Origin of the sequence: Blautia marasmi (assembly GCF_900258535.1) — a bacterium.
Classification (GTDB): domain Bacteria; phylum Bacillota; class Clostridia; order Lachnospirales; family Lachnospiraceae; genus Blautia; species Blautia hominis.
In genome coordinates this window covers 2,780,812-2,796,945 of record NZ_OIWX01000001.1, presented here as the reverse complement: position 1 = coordinate 2,796,945, position 16,134 = coordinate 2,780,812, and the positions used below count along the sequence as shown (strand labels likewise).

The following is a 16,134-nucleotide window of genomic DNA, read 5'->3' as shown; positions in this document are numbered from 1 at the left end:
AAACGCAAAAAATTGTTGACATTTCTGCCACCATTATATATAATAACAAATGCTGAATGACACAGCCGAAACAAAATAACGAAGCGTGGCTCAGTTTGGTAGAGCGCTGCGTTCGGGACGCAGAGGTCGCGTGTTCGAATCACGTCGCTTCGACTTTCAGCAATGGTTGAAAACACTGGATTTTTGAAATCCGGTGTTTTCTTTTTTTATAACTTTTCTTCCTGCTGCCTAACACTTTCCTAACACTTCAGCTTATATTTTTGAATTTTTCTCCCATATTAACTGCAATATAATTTTTTCGTGTCTCTTTTACCTTTGCATAAATATCTAACGTTGTTTTCACATCCGTGTGTCCAACCCACTCTTGAATTTCTTTTACGTTATATCCATCCTCTACCATCATAGATACACAACTTTTTCTTAAATCGTGAAATGTGAGTTCTGAAGACAAGTTTTCTTCTTTCTTAATAATCTTTTTAAAAGTCTTTGTTATATAATCTGTCGAAAAACATCTGCCGTCCTGCCATGTAAAAACATAATCACTTTCATGATATTCTTTCCCCAATAACTTTCTATATAAATCCTGTCTTTCTTTTGCCTTAAGCAACAATTCTGTAGTATATTCTGACAACGGGTAAGTTCGATAGCTGGCCTCTGTCTTTGCAGTATCTTTTGCAGTTTGCTTTTTTACCTTTACAACTGTGTGATTAATTTCCAACGTATTTTTTTCAAAATTTATCGCTGACCATCTCAATCCCAAGACCTCTGACCTACGCAATCCATATACAAGTGTTATCAAAATCAACTCTTCTAAAATATGACCTTTAACGGCCTCTTTCAGATACTTTAAATCATTACTATCAATGAAAGTTCCCCTTTTTACATTAGTTCTTCTTTTCTTAGGGACTTCAATATTCTCCGCAGGGCTGTTGGGAATGTCACCCAACACCACTGCATCTCTGAACATTGCCTTTACAAGTAGTGATATCTCTTTAACAGTACGCTCTGAAAGCCCCTTATCTTTTTTATACTTCGATCTGTTCCCTTCTCGTAAGAGGTATTCATATAACAGTTTAATATCTCTTGAAGTCACCTTCGAAAGTGCTGTCTTTTTCGGTTCAAAATACTCCTGAATATGCTTAATCCTAATTTCATATCCTTCATATGTAGTTATTTCCAAAGACTGCTTTTTATGTTCCAACCAATAATTACAATAGTTCGAAAACGACATATCTGCAAACCTTGTAACGGTATTGCACTCACCATATTTTTGTATCAGTTGTGCCAATTTCTCTTTAGCAGCTCTTTTATTACCCTTTTCCGGTAATCCTGTACTAAACCATTTGAGTTTTCGTTTCCCGTACTCATCTTTCATGTTTAAAACACAATACCATTTTCCTTTATTTACTTGTATGCTCCCAGTCATTCCCTATGCTCCTTTCCGTTTCTTGACAGGCGAGCAAAACATATCATTACTATTATTATAAAGCGGACTTGTCAAAAAGTCTATCATACATGCCTTGGGAACTCTAATTTTTCTTCCTATTTTCAAAGACTTTATTTCTCCCGCATGAATCAAATCGTATGCCTTATTTCGTCCAATCTGTAAAATATCCATAATATCATCTATCTGCAATACATCTTTGTAATCTTCTAGCATTCATTTCCCCTATTTTTCTATTGTTATTCTTGGGAGATTTTTAACCCGTATAAGAGTGTAAATCTCCCTGTAATGCCTAAACTGCTTACTTAAACAGCTTTTAACACTTCGCCATCTATTGTCATATCCATTTGTATTCCAGGTGTTACATCTTCTGTATACATTTTATATGCCGAGTGCACTTTACTGATAAGTTCTTCTGCTTTGTCAGCATCCTTTTGTTGAAAAACATTGTTGTGTTTGCATTGTCGTAACAATTCTTTTTTGTCTCTTGAGAAATGACCATTTTTATCTATTTTTTTTACTACAATCAGTAAATCCGCTATGTCAAGTAACACAGGTATCTGATTTATCTGTTCCATATTACCGCACTCCCTTAAAAGATTGCTTTTCCAATACCTGCTGTTCTGTTTTTTATGGTAAGTAATCTGTTCCAATAAATAATTACAATTATACTTTTGCCATTTTCTATACTTATTCTCGATAATTTTCACAAACTGCTGTATGTAGTAATCGTTTATCTTTTTATCCGATATAAGATCCAAAAGATTTGAGCCAAATACTTCTTTTATTTTCGCAGGCTTTTTCAAAACAATTTCTATTCTCATGATATCTGTTTGTGTTACAAAACCCAACTTCTGATATAACTGTTCTTTTTTATCATAAATTTTTAATGCAACTGATTCGTTCCCTCTTAAAAATGTTTCATTTTTAATACAAACATTTTTTTCATCTGTTCTTCCATATTCCACTAACTTTTTAAAATTTTTCGGAAGATTAAACATCATTAACCGTAAAACCCTGTGATATTTATAAAACTCATCCTTTAAACGAAATGTACAGTTAATCTCCATCTCATTAAGCCTTATGTTACTACTGTCAATTAGTATTCCGTATTCATCATATACATATTGTAATATCTTTTCTAACCTTGCCTTATATCCTGAAACTGTATCATTCTGCAAATTACCTTCTCCAACATTCTGAATAAACACATCCATCCTGCTGAAATCTGTTTTCATAAACTTCGTGTTTCTGGTTCCTGCTACTAATGTTCCAAAACAATAATTGTCCTTAATCTTCAGCCACCTGAAACCACTTCCATCCTTTAACATATACAACAATTTTCCCTGCCGTTCTAACTCTACATTATCATGAGCCATAAATTTTGCTACATTGATATAAACAATCCTAAAGCCTGCAATAACCGTTCTGTCAATACCAATTCTTTCTTCTAAAGTCTCCGTGCTACCTATATTTTTACCCTCCGTATTCAATATTAGAAAGTCACCCTAGACCTCTTTTATGGGTCAGCCTGTCTCCCATCCAGTTTTGATAAGTGGTACTGGCATACCTTCATATTCAGTTTTATTTTCCCCTATTGGGTACACTCAGTATACCCCACGAACATATGTTTTTCAACACTTTTCACATATATTCCCTTTCAATCCAATATTGCTTTAGTCATTTTGCACAACGCCATCTATTATCTCCATTAATAAATCCTCTGTTTAAGTCTGAGTTTATGCAAAACTAAAACAAATGACAGGTGAAAATGTGTTAAGGCTACTTTTATATACCCTATATTATTTTCTCTTCTGATTTCCTTTATTTATTAAAGAAAACAAAAAAGACACTTGCCGTATATGCAAATGTCCTGTAAAAATTTTGTTAAAACTGCACAACTACTTTTTGACTCTGATTATCCTGTTAACAGTGCTCCTGGATAAATCTGTCTGTTTCACGATATCAGCAACTCTCATTCCATTATTATATAGTGTCCGTACCATTTCACCTTTTTCATTCTGTTTCGAAGGTCTTCCCCCATTTCTTCCTCTGGCTTTTGCACTTGCCAATCCTTCCTTTGTCCTCTGACTAATCAAATCTCTCTCTAGTTGGCTCAACCCACTCATAACCGTTAACAAAAACTGATTATACGGATTATCAGAGGTAGTATCTAACCAAGTGTCCTTTAAACTTTTTATTGACGCTCCCTTTTTCTTAATCTTTTCAACAATTTCAAGCAAATCTTTCGTGCTCCGAGATATTCTGGTAAGGTCTGAAATTATTATAATATCTCCAATTTCCAAATTATCTAACATTTTATCAAGTTCCGGTCTGTCTTTCTTGGTTCCCGTCATTTTTTCTTGATAGATCATCCGTTTATCCACCCCTGCTCCTGTCAGTGCATCTATCTGTCTATCTAAATTCTGTCCGTCTGTTGATACTCTAGCATAACCAATTAACATCCGTGCCACTTCCTTCCGCTTTTATGTTTACATTGTATCAAAAACGCATCAAAACTTCAATAGTTTTTGACACGTTTTATGATATATTTTTACATACAAAATCCTTACGTTTTCCGCATCAAAAAAATATGTATCAAAAACAATCGTTTTAGACACATAAAATAAAAACAGGAACTAGTTGTTGTTTCAACTCCTAATTCCCGCTCTTTTTATGTTCATTCAAGTTTAACAATATCACTTCTAAAAAACGCTTTTCTTCTTCTGACAAGTTCCCCCATAGCCTTAATATCTTTTTCTCTTCCTCTGAAAGACCTGCTATATTATCGGGGGTTGTAAAAAATTCTACTGCTGACATTTGAAAACCTTCGCATATCTTATCTAATGTATCTAAAGTTGGAATTTGCTTATGCTTTACAATATTTGATAAAGCTGTCTGTGAAATTCCAGTCCTTTTTGAAAGTTCATATCTTGTTATTTTGTATTTATTACATAAAAAGTTAATTCTGTCTGGTACAAACTCTTCCAACTTTACAGATTCCAAGCATTACACCCCTTTTCTGGTAGTATAATGCCATTCTAAACATTTTCATGCAAGATTATTAGTCTATTTATACGCCACTATACTAACTTATAGTTTAGTATAGCTATAAAAAAAATAAACACCTCTAAATTTTGTTCATATCATCAATTAATCCATGCAAATAGTGGATATAAAACAAGCAACCACAAATTATGCTCGGAAGTAAGAGTGAAAACATTGCGGCGTTAAAAACATATTTTATCAACGTACCTCTATCGTTGGGCGCTCCGGCTATAAAGCAATAAAACATATTACCCCCAATAAATAATACAAACACAACTGACAATAATATATTGATTACCTTTTTTATAAAACTTTTCTTTCCCAAATCCATCACCTCCTACTTTATTATATTCGTAATTGCGAAGATATTCAAGTATCACCTTCTGCTTTATTGTTAAACATATAAACAAAAATAAAGGTGAACATATGATAGACTATAGTCCGTTTTGGAAAACATTAGAGAATTCCAAAGAGAACTGGTATACTCTAACCAAGAAACATCATTTATCAAATAGTACTTTGCACAGACTAAAATATAATCATGATATATCTATGAAAACCATTAATGACCTCTGCCGAATTTTAGATTGTCAGATACAGGATATTTGTATTTATGTCCCATCTGATGATGACCAAATCTTATAGTTCGACGATTATGTATTTTCCCTTTAATTACGGGATTTTTTGCTAAGCAAAGTATAATTCGACCTCAATCTTAACTGAGTTCGTAAAAACCCTTTGTTACAAGGTCATTTAGCATTTTTACAAATCAGACCTATTACAATAAAACCTTATAAATAAAGACATTTTAACTTGAGCATTTATTTATTATGGTTCGGAGTTTTGGGAAACGCTATGTCAGGTGTGATTCTCTCACATACCTGTACCATTATTGTATTGTATCAAAAACATAATGTAAATTATCCCCACTTTAAAAGGCACCCTTCCGAGTGCCTAACGATATGTTTTGCTCTGCCATTTGCCTAACACTTTTCCTAACAATTAACCTTAAAATTTCTTCAATAGACTGATTTTTAAAGTTGCAGGAGGCCTATCAATACCCTTGTATTTAAAGCATTCTGGTATTTACAAACACGTCTTAACAGATATACTTCTCTGTTCGGGACGCAGAGGTCGCGTGTTCGAATCACGTCGCTTCGACTTTCAGCAATGGTTAAAAACACCGGATTTCTCGAATCCGGTGTTTTTTTATGCCTATCCCTCCGCCGCCCAACATTTTCTCAGCCTATCAAAACAATCTTTTCCCATCTGAAATATTAATATCCAGCTCTTTTGCCAAGCCGGTCTGCTTGAACGGATTTACTTTTTCCACTATACCGTCACGTTTAAAAAAAGACCCTGTATTCTTGAACCAAAATGTCACATTTGCTCTTACACATTGCTCACGGATATTGAGTACCCAGTCATAATCGCATTCCCTAGCTTCCCGGCCCGTTTCGCCTCCCACGGTTACATGGTCTACACCATGAAGATATGGCGTTAGATCTATAGCCTCCAAAAGTGGAGCACAGGCTATAAAACGCCGCTTTATAGGATAAGACAGAAACAACGGAAGTCTGTGATCAGCTAACTTTTGATTCTCCACAGTACATCCAATATTCACGTTGTCATATCCCGTACCCCAATCCGGCGGAAGTGATACAAGAAAACGGTCAATCCGTTTTGTTAAGATTAAAAAATCTATGTCTGTTCTCTCCTTGATCATAGACCAGACATCTTTACGCCATTCATCCGCTTCGGGAAGAAAAAAATCCGTTGCAAAGCAGGTTGCAAGAATCTTATTTCCTTTAATGTTGTATTCACCTTTTGCGTTCTTTCTCACAGGCCAATCGAATTTATCTGTTTTTAGGATGGTGTTTTGACCGTAACGTTTGGCGTGCGGCCCATAAAAATAGCAGTTCGTGCAGCCATCACTTATTTTGTAACAACCTGTCCAGGGTTCCCAGTTCATATACATTCTCCTTATTGTTGTGTTTTCTATTCGTTCCTTGCGGATATGGTATAATATATTCCCGCTCTGTTATAGTAAAAATCCGACATGCTCCTTGCATAGCTTTAAGGGTTGATCATGCACCCGCCTATATAAGATCAATTGAGAAGTCCCATCTGCCTGAGGATAAATATGGTAACAAACAGCGTAAATATGGAAACTATGCTGCTGAATACCACAAGCTGCCCCGCCAGTTGTTCATCCGCGCCCGCCTGCTGGGCCATAATATAGCTGGATACCGCAACCGGTGTCTGATACGCCAGAAGTGCTGCCAGCAGATCAGAATTGCGGTACCCCATTGCCACCACAATGGGGATAAAGATAAGGGGAAGCAGTACCATCTTAACTAAGATCACACATCCTGCAGTTTTCAGGTTCCCCTTTATTTTGGAAAAATCAAAATCTCCGCCCAGTATGAGAAATGCAATAGGGGTTGCCAGTTTTGCCAGATCATTCAGGGTAGTATCTGCCGCCTTGGGAAGTTTGATTCCTGACAGAGAGGCTATGATCCCCAGAACGGAGGCAAGGATCAGCGGATTTTTCAGAATACCGATGATAACTTTTTTAAGATCCCGCTCCCTCTTCCCTCCGAAAAAAGACAGGGCGATCACTGCCAGGAAGTTATACATGGGTACCAGGACCGCGCTTAAAATTGCCGCTGTGGCTGTATTGGCAGAACCATACATATTTTCCACCACTGCTACTCCGAATATCACATAATTGCTTCTGAAGATCCCCTGGATCACCACTCCCTGCTGATTCTCCTTTTTCACCACCCTGGGAACAATGAGACACAAAAGTGCAAACAAAAGGAGCAGACTTCCGGCGGCAAAAATACAAAGTCCGCCCTGCATCTGTTCTCTGATATTACTCCGGTAAATATTTTTAAACAGCATACACGGCAGAAAGACCTTGAACACAAGAGTATTTGCTTTCTTCAGCAGGTCTTTATCTGCAAGATCTGTATAGTTAGCAATCAAATAGCCTATTACCATCAGAAAAAATAATGGCGCTATCACATTAAACGACAGTATCATATTTTCCATTTCCGTGCCTCCGCGCGGTTTATCCGCATGATTGTCTATTATACTCTGTACTCTTTACTTGCGCAATTCCTTTCCGACACAGATGATAGCTTTCCTATTCAACTGTTCATTCCCCCTTTTACCTTATTTAACTCTTTTTTTACTTTTATGGAAAAGCACATAAAAACAGAGGCCTGAATCCATCATTCAAGCCTCTTAACACTTTCCCTCTCACTTAAACCGGAAGGTATCGCTATCTTCATCGGCGGTACCCTGCTTTCCAGCAGCTCTCTCCTTAAAAGTCTAACCGCTTCCAGAGCCATCTCCTCCAAATGAATACTGATACTTGAAAGCTGTGGCTGCATCAGTGTTGCCAGCACGGTGTCATTATAGCTTAAAATGCTGAAATCCTCAGGCACCCGGTATCCCAACTGCTGGATCCCCTGCATCACGCCAATGGCGGCAGCCTCATTGAAGGTAAAAAACGCCGTGGCAGGGTTCTTTTCCTCCTTCAGGTAAGCAATTATCTTTTCCAGTACAGCGGATGCCTCTCTGTCTGTATCAACAAAAACCGCCTTTAAATCTTTCCTGTAATACTTCATATATTCCTCAAATATTTTTCTGCGCTTCTCCGGCGCATCACAGCCCAAAGAATCCGGGGACATTACAGGCCCCACAAAGGCAATGGTTTTGTGGCCCATCCCGGCCAGATAGTCCACTCCCTGATGGATCCCCACCTGAAAATTGGGCACCACAGAACTGAATCTCTCCTCATAGGGAGAGGAATCCAGGAATACGATCTGATTCGACCACTGTTCCATGGCATGGACCTGTGCCTCATCAAACTGTCCCACAGCTATCACGCCGTTCAGCCCTGACTGGCTGTTGCTCTTATAGCAGCCCTCCTCCTCATCATACTGAAGGGTAACTGTCTCAAATCCCTCTTCAAAACAACACTTATCCAGGCTGCTTTTCAGGTAAAGATAATAAGGGTCATCCAGCTTCATCCGGGAGTCCATCATTTCAATAATTCCGATTCTGAGCTGGGCCGCTTTCCTGCGGCTGCTCCTGACACTCTTACTTTCGTAGTCCAGCTTGCCGGCTACCCTCAGTATCTCTTCTCTGGTGCTGTCCGTCACACTGAGGGAAGCATCATGATTCAGCACTCTGGAAATCGTAGCTATGGAATAACCGGTCAGCTCAGAGATTTCTTTTAGTGTAGCCATATCACTCACTCCGCTTATCTTCTCGTAGTCTGTAACTGTTCAGTGTCTTGGTCTGCTGAATAGTTATTATAATTTTACTTGTTTTGCCTCTGTCTTTTACTTAATATAAATCATATCATTTTTATCTTTTATTTACAAGAAAATACTGGAAGAACCGTACGGATCCCCATACGGGATGTGGCGGCCTGCTAATTTGACTGTTTCATGATACTGTTCACAGGCCACTGTACCGGGAGGCGTTTTCATGCCGGAAGCATGAAAATCCCGAGGCAGCTAGCGCGATATGGGGCAGAATGTTCCATATCTGTGCATCGCGAAGCGTGTTACTGGACACGTCGTGAACAGTAACATTTCATGGCACCATAATGCCCGGAAGGGATATTTCTGTAGCGCAATAAAACCCTTCATGCTATAATAAGTCCAAAACGTAACAGTGCAGACAGTTGAACTGTTACTCCAAAACAACAGAGCCCACAAAAAAGGAGACCGTTATGATCGAACAACTCCCCAAAGCTTTCCTCTCCCGTATGGAGGATATGCTTCAGGATGAATATACTGCATTTTTAAAAAGCTATGAAAATCCACGGCATTTTGGCCTCAGAGTCAATACCCTGAAAATATCCGTGGAGGAATTTCTAAAAATCAGCCCTTTCTCCCTGACACCTGTGCCCTGGACCAGAAACGGCTTTTACTATGAGGAAACAGACCATCCGGCAAAACATCCCTACTATGCAGCCGGCCTGTATTATCTGCAGGAACCCAGTGCAATGGCTCCTGCTGCCCTCCTTCCGGTCACACCCGGAGACTATGTGCTGGACCTCTGTGCCGCCCCGGGGGGAAAGGCCACAGAGCTTGGCGCCGGACTGGAACATAAAGGTATGCTGGTTGCCAATGATATCAGCAGTTCACGGGCCAAAGCCCTGCAGCGAAATATAGAGCTGTGCGGAATCCCAAATTCTCTTATCACCAATGAAGTCCCCGCGTCTCTGGCAAAAGCCATGCCGGAGTTTTTTGATAAGATACTGGTGGATGCCCCCTGCTCCGGGGAGGGAATGTTTAGAAAAGAACCTGCCGTAGCCAAGACTTGGGACGAGACAAGGCCTGCATTTTTTGCCAAACTCCAGCGGGAATGTATCTCGTCTGCCATTTCCATGCTAAAGCCCGGAGGGCTGATGCTGTATTCTACCTGCACCTTTTCCCCCGTTGAAAATGAAGGAACCATTTCCTTTATCCTGGAGGAATATCCGGAAATGGAGCTTTTAGAGACGGATAGTTATAAAGGGTTTTCCAAAGGCAATCCTGCATGGGGAAATGGAGATCCGGAGCTCACCAAATGCCTCCGCATCTTCCCTCACAGAATGGATGGGGAGGGACATTTCATGGCCCTCATGAGAAAAAAAGGCAGTTCCGGGCAGACTTTATCAGATTTCAGAACAAAACCTGATAAAGAAGCCCAAAAACTGCTGACTGAATTTTTCGCCGGAATGGACATTCCCTTTCCCGCGGACCGAATAGAAGTGCGCAGCAGCAATGTCTACTGCCTGCCCCCTGCGGACAACCACTTTAAGGGCATCCGCTTTCTCAGAAACGGACTGTTTCTGGGGGAATTAAAGAAAAACCGTTTTGAGCCGTCCCAGCCTCTGGCCCTGGCCCTTAAAGCAGGTCAATTCCCTTCACGCCTCTGCCTTTCTCCACAGGATGAGCGCATCGGACGTTACCTGAAGGGTGAAACTCTCCTGGTGGAAAAAGGTGAATGCACAAAGGATAAAGGATGGCAGCTGATCTGCGTGGACGACTTTCCTCTTGGATTCGGAAAACTGGTGAACGGTACATTAAAAAATAAATATCCTGCCGGATGGCGTATCCATTAACTCTCATGGAGCTGCCTGTCCATGTCCCTGAACATATCCCGGACCAGACAGCGCAGTTCCTCTTCTTTTACACAGAATACAATAGCAGCCGTATATAAGGTCAGTTCCGGCAGTTCTGATGTCTTTTTCATCACTGTTTTGTCTGTAAGGGAATACATTTCCACATACTGTACCTCCACTGATGTCTTAATATGGCCGATTATGCCGCCACGGCTGTCTATCTCACCGGCCAGTGCTTCCATATACCTGGCAAGCAGTTCTCCCGCCCGCTCCCGGTCTGCCGCTGTGTGGTACTCCGCCGAGACCACCACAGCATTGTCCTGGAGCTGGGATGTCACATATAATTTTTCTCTTTTCTGTGTGCAGGAAGGGCATTCACATGCCTCATCATCACGGTGCTCATGCACATGGGTATGATGCGCCTCATGTACATGCTCATGTCCGCATCCATGATAATCTGCATGTTCATGTCCGCATCCATGATGCTCCTCTGCATGTTCATCTCTGTATCCATGATGCTCCTCTGCATGCTCATTTCCGTATCTATAATGTTCCTCTGCATGTTCATGTCCGCATCCATGATGCCCCTCGTCTTCCTGTTCCTCTCCGCATCTTGGCAGATTCTCCTGCGCATCCCCGGACACCTGCAAAGTCTTCTCCTCTTTATCCATGACCCATCACTCCCAACACAACATCCCACACATGTTCATCCACATGGCCTACTGCCGTGGTGGCAATCCGCGCAGCGGCCGGGTTCATCTCCTCAATATCCTTCTCCACCTCGCGGAGTATATCCTCTGTCACCAGATCCGCCTTATTCATAAGGACCACATCAGCCCGTTCTGTCTGCCCCAGGAGAAGTTCCCGCATGGCATGCAAAAGCCGTTTCCATCTGGATACATCCACCACCGTACACACCCGTGATTCCATTCCGATCCCCGCTGCCAGGTTGTCCTGGATCAAACCCGGATATGCCAGGCCTGTTGTCTCCACGATCAGCCAGTCAGGGGCATATTCCTTCTCAATCTCATAGGCAGCGGAAACCAGCTCTCCGGCCAGGGTACAGCAGGCACAGCCGTTAAAGAGATTTTCCACATTAAATCCATTTCCCCTGAGAAGCTTGTCATCAATCCCTTCCCTGCCCACCTCATTCTCCAGGATCACCACCTTATAGGCACTGCCTGACCCGGAACTGTCCACCAGATACCGTGCCATCTGAAGAAGGAGGGTCGTCTTACCAGAGCCCAGAAAACCGCCTAATATCAATACCTTCATAATCTTATCACTTCTTCCCGCATCACTTTTTATAAAACTTATCTCCATAACGGAATACTTCATCAAACAATACCGCATTTTTTCTAATGACTTCCGGGTCATCAATGGCTCCCAGATATCCGCCGCACCAGCAGAAACCGCCCCCGGGTGCCAGCCTGTCCATGGTATCCCGCACTGTCTGGCGTATCTCTTCTTCCGTCACATTTGGGTCAGCCAGATGGTCACGGGGATCGAATCCCCCCATAATGACCAGCTTGTTTCCGTATTTTTCTTTGATGCCTGTCAGATCATTGCACGTCTGTGCAGGGTCCCAGGCATTAACGCCGATTGAAAGCCAGTCCTCTATAAACGGTTCCGCCTTACCACAGTTGTGCATGGTAATGGGGATTCCCAGGTCACGTCCGAATTTGGCCTGCCTGTCGTGGAAAGGCAGTACCAGATCATGGTACATCTGCTTGGAAATGAAGGGCGCCCTCCATGCGGCAGTATCATCCATCATGGTCAGCACATCAGGCTTCACATATCCAATGATCTGCCGTGTGATCTCTGTGTAAAAGTCACACATGTAATCAAACAGCGCGTACACCTCCTCCGGTTCCTCAGCCATGGCGCAGAGCCCCTCCGTAAATCCCATAAATGCCATCAGATTCTGGAAGTATCCCACGTGAAGGTTCAGGGCAATGGCCGTATCTTCCCGGTTTACCCCCTGACGGTAAAAACCTTCCAACTGCTTTTTAGCCATGGCCTCCCAGTCCACCCCTTCCAGGGAAGGCGCTTTGATAACATCTCTCCACTTTGTAATGTCATCCAATATAAATTCACCGGGCTTAGGAAGCAGCGCGTTTCCTGTCTCCCTGGTAGGAACATAGGTGACACCCCAGCAGTCCTTGCCGCCCCCCTGAAAACGGAAATACGCCACAATCTCGGGTTCCAGCATACAGGATGTGCAGGGCCTTGTCATATTGGGCATAGGGCCAAAACTGTAGGTGGGCACCCACTCCGGCTGTTCCCCGCGCAGAGTCATAAGATAATTTGTTTTTTCTGTCATTTTTGCCATATCGTATCCTCCTTCTTGCAAACAGATGCTGTCCGGCACGATATTTACGCTTCAGCCCGGACAGAACCATGGATTCTTATGATTCTATTGTAACTTTTCCCACCTTCCCGCACTATGTCTGCGGGGTACAAAAATTGACTTTCTGTTTCCCTCACTTTTGTACCCTGCATTTCCTTTTTTACACAATACATGCTAATCTGACAGTCTTGTTTCTTGCCGGATGGAGCACTTGCGGCCAGGCCCCCCTGTTCAGTAGAAAAGCCGTCTGCGAATGCAAACGGCTTTTCTAACTATTCTATCTTCTTATGCTTCAACTACAGCTTCCACAGGCTCCTCAGCGAGTACCTGTTCGTATTTTTCCAAAATGATGCCCTGGATTCTTTCACGGGTTTCAGAGTTAATCGGATGTGCGATGTCCCTGTATTCACCGTCGGTTGCTTTACGGCTGGGCATGGCAATGAACAAACCTTTTTCCCCTTCGATAACCTTGATGTCATGCACTACAAATTCTTCATCAATTGTAATGGAGACAACAGCTTTCATCTTACCTTCCTTCGCAACTCTTCTTACTCTTACATCTGTGATGTTCATAAAAACCTTCCCCTTTCATATGCCATTCTTAAAAAGTCCTGCTTATGATGTCACTGCACCCTGCACACTTTTTACTTGTGTATTTTTATAGTACATAACGCTCGTTCTTTTCCACTACAATCTTAATGCCGTCCTCACCGCAATAGTAGGAATTGGCACGAATGGTATCACGGCTCTCCACGATACAGTTCTCAATGTGGGTATTATCCCCCAGATACACATCGTTGAGAATAATGGAATTCTTGATCACGCAGTTATTGCCTACAAATACTTTCTTAAACAGAACAGAGTTCTCAACCTGTCCGTTGATGATACATCCACTGGAAACCAGGCTGTTCTTCACATCTGAACCGGGATTGTATTTTGCCGGAGGCAGATCATCTATTTTTGACTGAACTCCGGGATACTGATTGAAGAAGTAATCTCTTACTTTTGGTTTCAGGAAGTCCATATTGGTTTTATAATAAGATTCCACAGTGGAAATATTGCTCCAGTAAGTATTGATCTTGTAACCATAGATCCTCTTCAGGTTCTTATAACGGATGAGAATATCCTTTACAAAATCATATCTGTCTTCCTGTGCACATTTTTCCAGAAGCTCAATAAGCTGTCTTCTTCTGATGACATAGATACCGGTAGAAACCGTATTGGTGCGTGTCACCATGGGTTTTTCTTCAAATTCTTCGATCCTGCTGTCCTCATTCATTTTCAGGCAGCCGAACCTGGTGGTGTCATCTCCATATACATCTGTGCAGACAACTGTGATGTCCGCCCGCTTTGCAATATGGTACTCCAGAACTTTATTGAAATCCAGCTTGTACACACCATCGCCGGATGCGATCACCACATAAGGCTCATGGCTTGATTTAAGGAAATTCAGGTTCTGGATCATAGCATCCGCTGTGCCTCTGTACCAGAAGCTGTTGTCAGCGGTAATGGTAGGTGTGAAGGTGTAGAGGCCTCCCTGCTTTCTTCCGAAATCCCACCATTTGGATGAGCTCAGATGCTCATTTAAGGAACGGGCATTGTACTGTGTCAGAACCGCAACTTTTTGAATATGGGAATTTGACATGTTGCTAAGCGCAAAGTCTATGCTGCGGTAACTTCCAGCGATCGGCATTGCTGCAATCGCTCTTTTCTGTGATAACTCTCTCATTTTATTGTTATTGCCGCCGGCAAGAATAATACCTATTGCTCTCATGATGTCTCACCTTCCTTATTCAATGTTTCGCCGCTCTCCAGTACGCCGTCCGGATAGTCTTCACTTGATGTTTCACCAACAATGGCAGTATTCTTGCCAATCTTCACATCGGACGGAATCACTGTGTTCTCTCCCACGGTTACAAGACCAAAGGAATAAACACCCGGTTTTTCTTTGTTCGGGACCTCTTCACCGATTCCCATGACTACATTGTCTCCCACTGTGACATTTTCTGCAATGATCGCCTTGTCTATCACACAGTTCTCGCCAAGGAAAGATTGTTTCATGATAATGGAATCGCGCACAACCGCGCCTTTTTTGATAACGACACCTGCACCAATAACGGAATTATGTACCTCGCCGTATATCTCTGTCCCTTCTCCCACAATACTTCTCTCCACCACAGCATCAGCGGAAATATACTGGGGAGGAATAATATCGCTCTTGGTATAAATCTTCCAGAACTCTTCATATAAATTAAATTCAGGAATGATATCGATCAGCTCCATATTGGCTTCCCAATAGGAACCCAGTGTTCCAACATCTTTCCAGTATCCATTGTACTCGTAAGCAAACAGGCGCTGGCCCTTTTCCTTGCAGTACGGAAGGATATGTTTTCCAAAGTCACATCCAGGCTGGTCTTTCAGGGCAAGAAGGGCATCCTTCAGTACCGGCCAGCTGAAAATATAAATACCCATGGATGCCAGATTGCTCTTTGGATGCTCCGGTTTCTCCTCAAAATCCGTAACGCGTCCTGATTCATCTGTGATAGCAAGTCCAAAGCGGCTTGCCTCCTCCCACGGAACGGGCATACATGCCAGTGTGACATCAGCCTTGTTCGCTTTGTGGTAATCCAGCATCACCTCATAGTCCATTTTATAAATGTGGTCGCCGCCCAGGATCAGCACATAATCAGGGTTGAACTCTTCCATATATGCCATGTTCTGGTAGATAGCATTTGCAGTTCCTGTATACCATTCCGTATCCGTTTTCTTCTCGTATGGCGGAAGAATGGATACGCCTCCAACATTCTTATCGAGATCCCACGGAATACCGATGCCAATATGAGTATTCAGGCGAAGCGGCTGGTACTGTGTAAGTACACCTACGGTATCAACTCCTGAATTAATGCAGTTGCTCAGCGGGAAATCTATTATTCTGTACTTTCCCCCGAATGTTACTGCGGGTTTTGCGACTTTTGCAGTCAGTACGCCTAATCTGCTGCCTTGTCCACCTGCGAGCAACATTGCAATCATCTCTTTCTTAATCATGCAATCACCTCTTGTATATTCTATGATTTTTTTATTATACCACACTAAATCGCAATTGTGAACATTTTTAACAATTTTTTTTCGACTTTACTTTAGTTTTTGTGACATTTTACC

General features: G+C 42.0%; 16 protein-coding genes and 1 tRNA gene. 3 read left to right on the top strand and 14 right to left on the bottom strand.

What is annotated here, in order from left to right:
• The first annotated feature begins 79 nt into the window (after positions 1-79).
• Positions 80-153: transfer RNA gene (locus C6P39_RS12080), tRNA-Pro, on the top strand.
• Between the two features lie 94 nt (positions 154-247).
• Here the strand turns inward: C6P39_RS12080 and C6P39_RS12075 are convergent.
• From C6P39_RS12075 to C6P39_RS12055, 5 genes are all read right to left on the bottom strand, one after another.
• The gene (locus tag C6P39_RS12075) at positions 248-1,426 is read right to left on the bottom strand and encodes a tyrosine-type recombinase/integrase (RefSeq protein WP_104803948.1); all 1,179 of its coding nucleotides are present in this window, start codon (positions 1,424-1,426) and stop codon (positions 248-250) included.
• A 3-nt stretch (positions 1,427-1,429) separates the two neighbouring features.
• Positions 1,430-1,660 (bottom strand): helix-turn-helix domain-containing protein, encoded by a 231-nt coding sequence (locus tag C6P39_RS12070; RefSeq protein ID WP_104803947.1) that lies wholly within the window; start codon positions 1,658-1,660, stop codon positions 1,430-1,432.
• 89 nt (positions 1,661-1,749) lie between these two features.
• Complete coding sequence (locus C6P39_RS12065) at positions 1,750-2,937, bottom strand: hypothetical protein (RefSeq protein ID WP_104803946.1); 1,188 nt, start codon at positions 2,935-2,937, stop codon at positions 1,750-1,752.
• Between the two features lie 408 nt (positions 2,938-3,345).
• Positions 3,346-3,909 carry a recombinase family protein gene (locus C6P39_RS12060; RefSeq protein WP_095176293.1) on the bottom strand — a complete coding sequence of 188 codons (564 nt, stop codon included), beginning with the start codon at positions 3,907-3,909 and terminating at the stop codon, positions 3,346-3,348.
• 193 nt (positions 3,910-4,102) lie between these two features.
• The gene (locus C6P39_RS12055; RefSeq protein ID WP_095176294.1) at positions 4,103-4,450 is read right to left on the bottom strand and encodes a helix-turn-helix domain-containing protein; all 348 of its coding nucleotides are present in this window, start codon (positions 4,448-4,450) and stop codon (positions 4,103-4,105) included.
• Between the two features lie 468 nt (positions 4,451-4,918).
• On the opposite strand from C6P39_RS12055, the gene C6P39_RS28480 reads away from it, so the two are divergent.
• A complete protein-coding gene (locus tag C6P39_RS28480) occupies positions 4,919-5,137 on the top strand; it encodes a helix-turn-helix domain-containing protein (RefSeq protein ID WP_095176296.1) in 219 nt (72 codons plus the stop codon).
• Between the two features lie 604 nt (positions 5,138-5,741).
• On the opposite strand, the gene C6P39_RS12040 is transcribed toward C6P39_RS28480, so the two are convergent.
• The 3 genes from C6P39_RS12040 to C6P39_RS12030 all read right to left on the bottom strand — a co-directional run bounded on the left by C6P39_RS12040 (position 5,742) and on the right by C6P39_RS12030 (position 8,754).
• Positions 5,742-6,479, bottom strand: coding sequence for a DUF5131 family protein (locus tag C6P39_RS12040; protein WP_278277998.1), 738 nt, complete (start codon positions 6,477-6,479; stop codon positions 5,742-5,744).
• A gap of 122 nt (positions 6,480-6,601) precedes the next feature.
• Entirely contained in the window at positions 6,602-7,549 is a 948-nt protein-coding gene (locus tag C6P39_RS12035; RefSeq protein ID WP_095176298.1) for an AEC family transporter, read from the bottom strand.
• A gap of 182 nt (positions 7,550-7,731) precedes the next feature.
• Positions 7,732-8,754, bottom strand: a complete 1,023-nt coding sequence (locus C6P39_RS12030) for a LacI family DNA-binding transcriptional regulator (RefSeq protein WP_095176299.1) — start codon at positions 8,752-8,754, stop codon at positions 7,732-7,734.
• A gap of 491 nt (positions 8,755-9,245) precedes the next feature.
• Between C6P39_RS12030 and C6P39_RS12025 the strand changes: the two genes are divergently transcribed.
• A complete protein-coding gene (locus tag C6P39_RS12025; protein WP_207657127.1) occupies positions 9,246-10,625 on the top strand; it encodes an RsmF rRNA methyltransferase first C-terminal domain-containing protein in 1,380 nt (459 codons plus the stop codon).
• On the opposite strand, the gene C6P39_RS12020 is transcribed toward C6P39_RS12025, so the two are convergent.
• From C6P39_RS12020 to C6P39_RS11995, 6 genes are all read right to left on the bottom strand, one after another.
• Complete coding sequence (locus C6P39_RS12020) at positions 10,622-11,296, bottom strand: urease accessory protein UreE (protein ID WP_104803944.1); 675 nt, start codon at positions 11,294-11,296, stop codon at positions 10,622-10,624. The two genes, C6P39_RS12025 and C6P39_RS12020, sit on opposite strands and share 4 nt — an antisense overlap.
• The gene (locus C6P39_RS12015) at positions 11,289-11,900 is read right to left on the bottom strand and encodes a GTP-binding protein (RefSeq protein WP_104805914.1); all 612 of its coding nucleotides are present in this window, start codon (positions 11,898-11,900) and stop codon (positions 11,289-11,291) included. The genes C6P39_RS12020 and C6P39_RS12015 overlap by 8 nt, the downstream gene beginning before the upstream one ends.
• 22 nt (positions 11,901-11,922) lie before the next feature.
• Entirely contained in the window at positions 11,923-12,957 is a 1,035-nt protein-coding gene (locus tag C6P39_RS12010) for a uroporphyrinogen decarboxylase family protein (protein WP_104803943.1), read from the bottom strand.
• Between the two features lie 303 nt (positions 12,958-13,260).
• Positions 13,261-13,548, bottom strand: coding sequence for a septation regulator SpoVG (gene spoVG / locus C6P39_RS12005; RefSeq protein WP_095176302.1), 288 nt, complete (start codon positions 13,546-13,548; stop codon positions 13,261-13,263).
• Between the two features lie 85 nt (positions 13,549-13,633).
• Positions 13,634-14,749: a glucose-1-phosphate adenylyltransferase subunit GlgD gene (gene glgD, locus C6P39_RS12000; RefSeq protein WP_095176303.1), complete on the bottom strand. Its 1,116-nt coding sequence runs from the start codon at positions 14,747-14,749 to the stop codon at positions 13,634-13,636.
• Positions 14,746-16,020 carry a glucose-1-phosphate adenylyltransferase gene (locus C6P39_RS11995; protein WP_095176304.1) on the bottom strand — a complete coding sequence of 425 codons (1,275 nt, stop codon included), beginning with the start codon at positions 16,018-16,020 and terminating at the stop codon, positions 14,746-14,748. The genes glgD and C6P39_RS11995 overlap by 4 nt, the downstream gene beginning before the upstream one ends.
• Positions 16,021-16,134 lie beyond the last annotated feature (114 nt).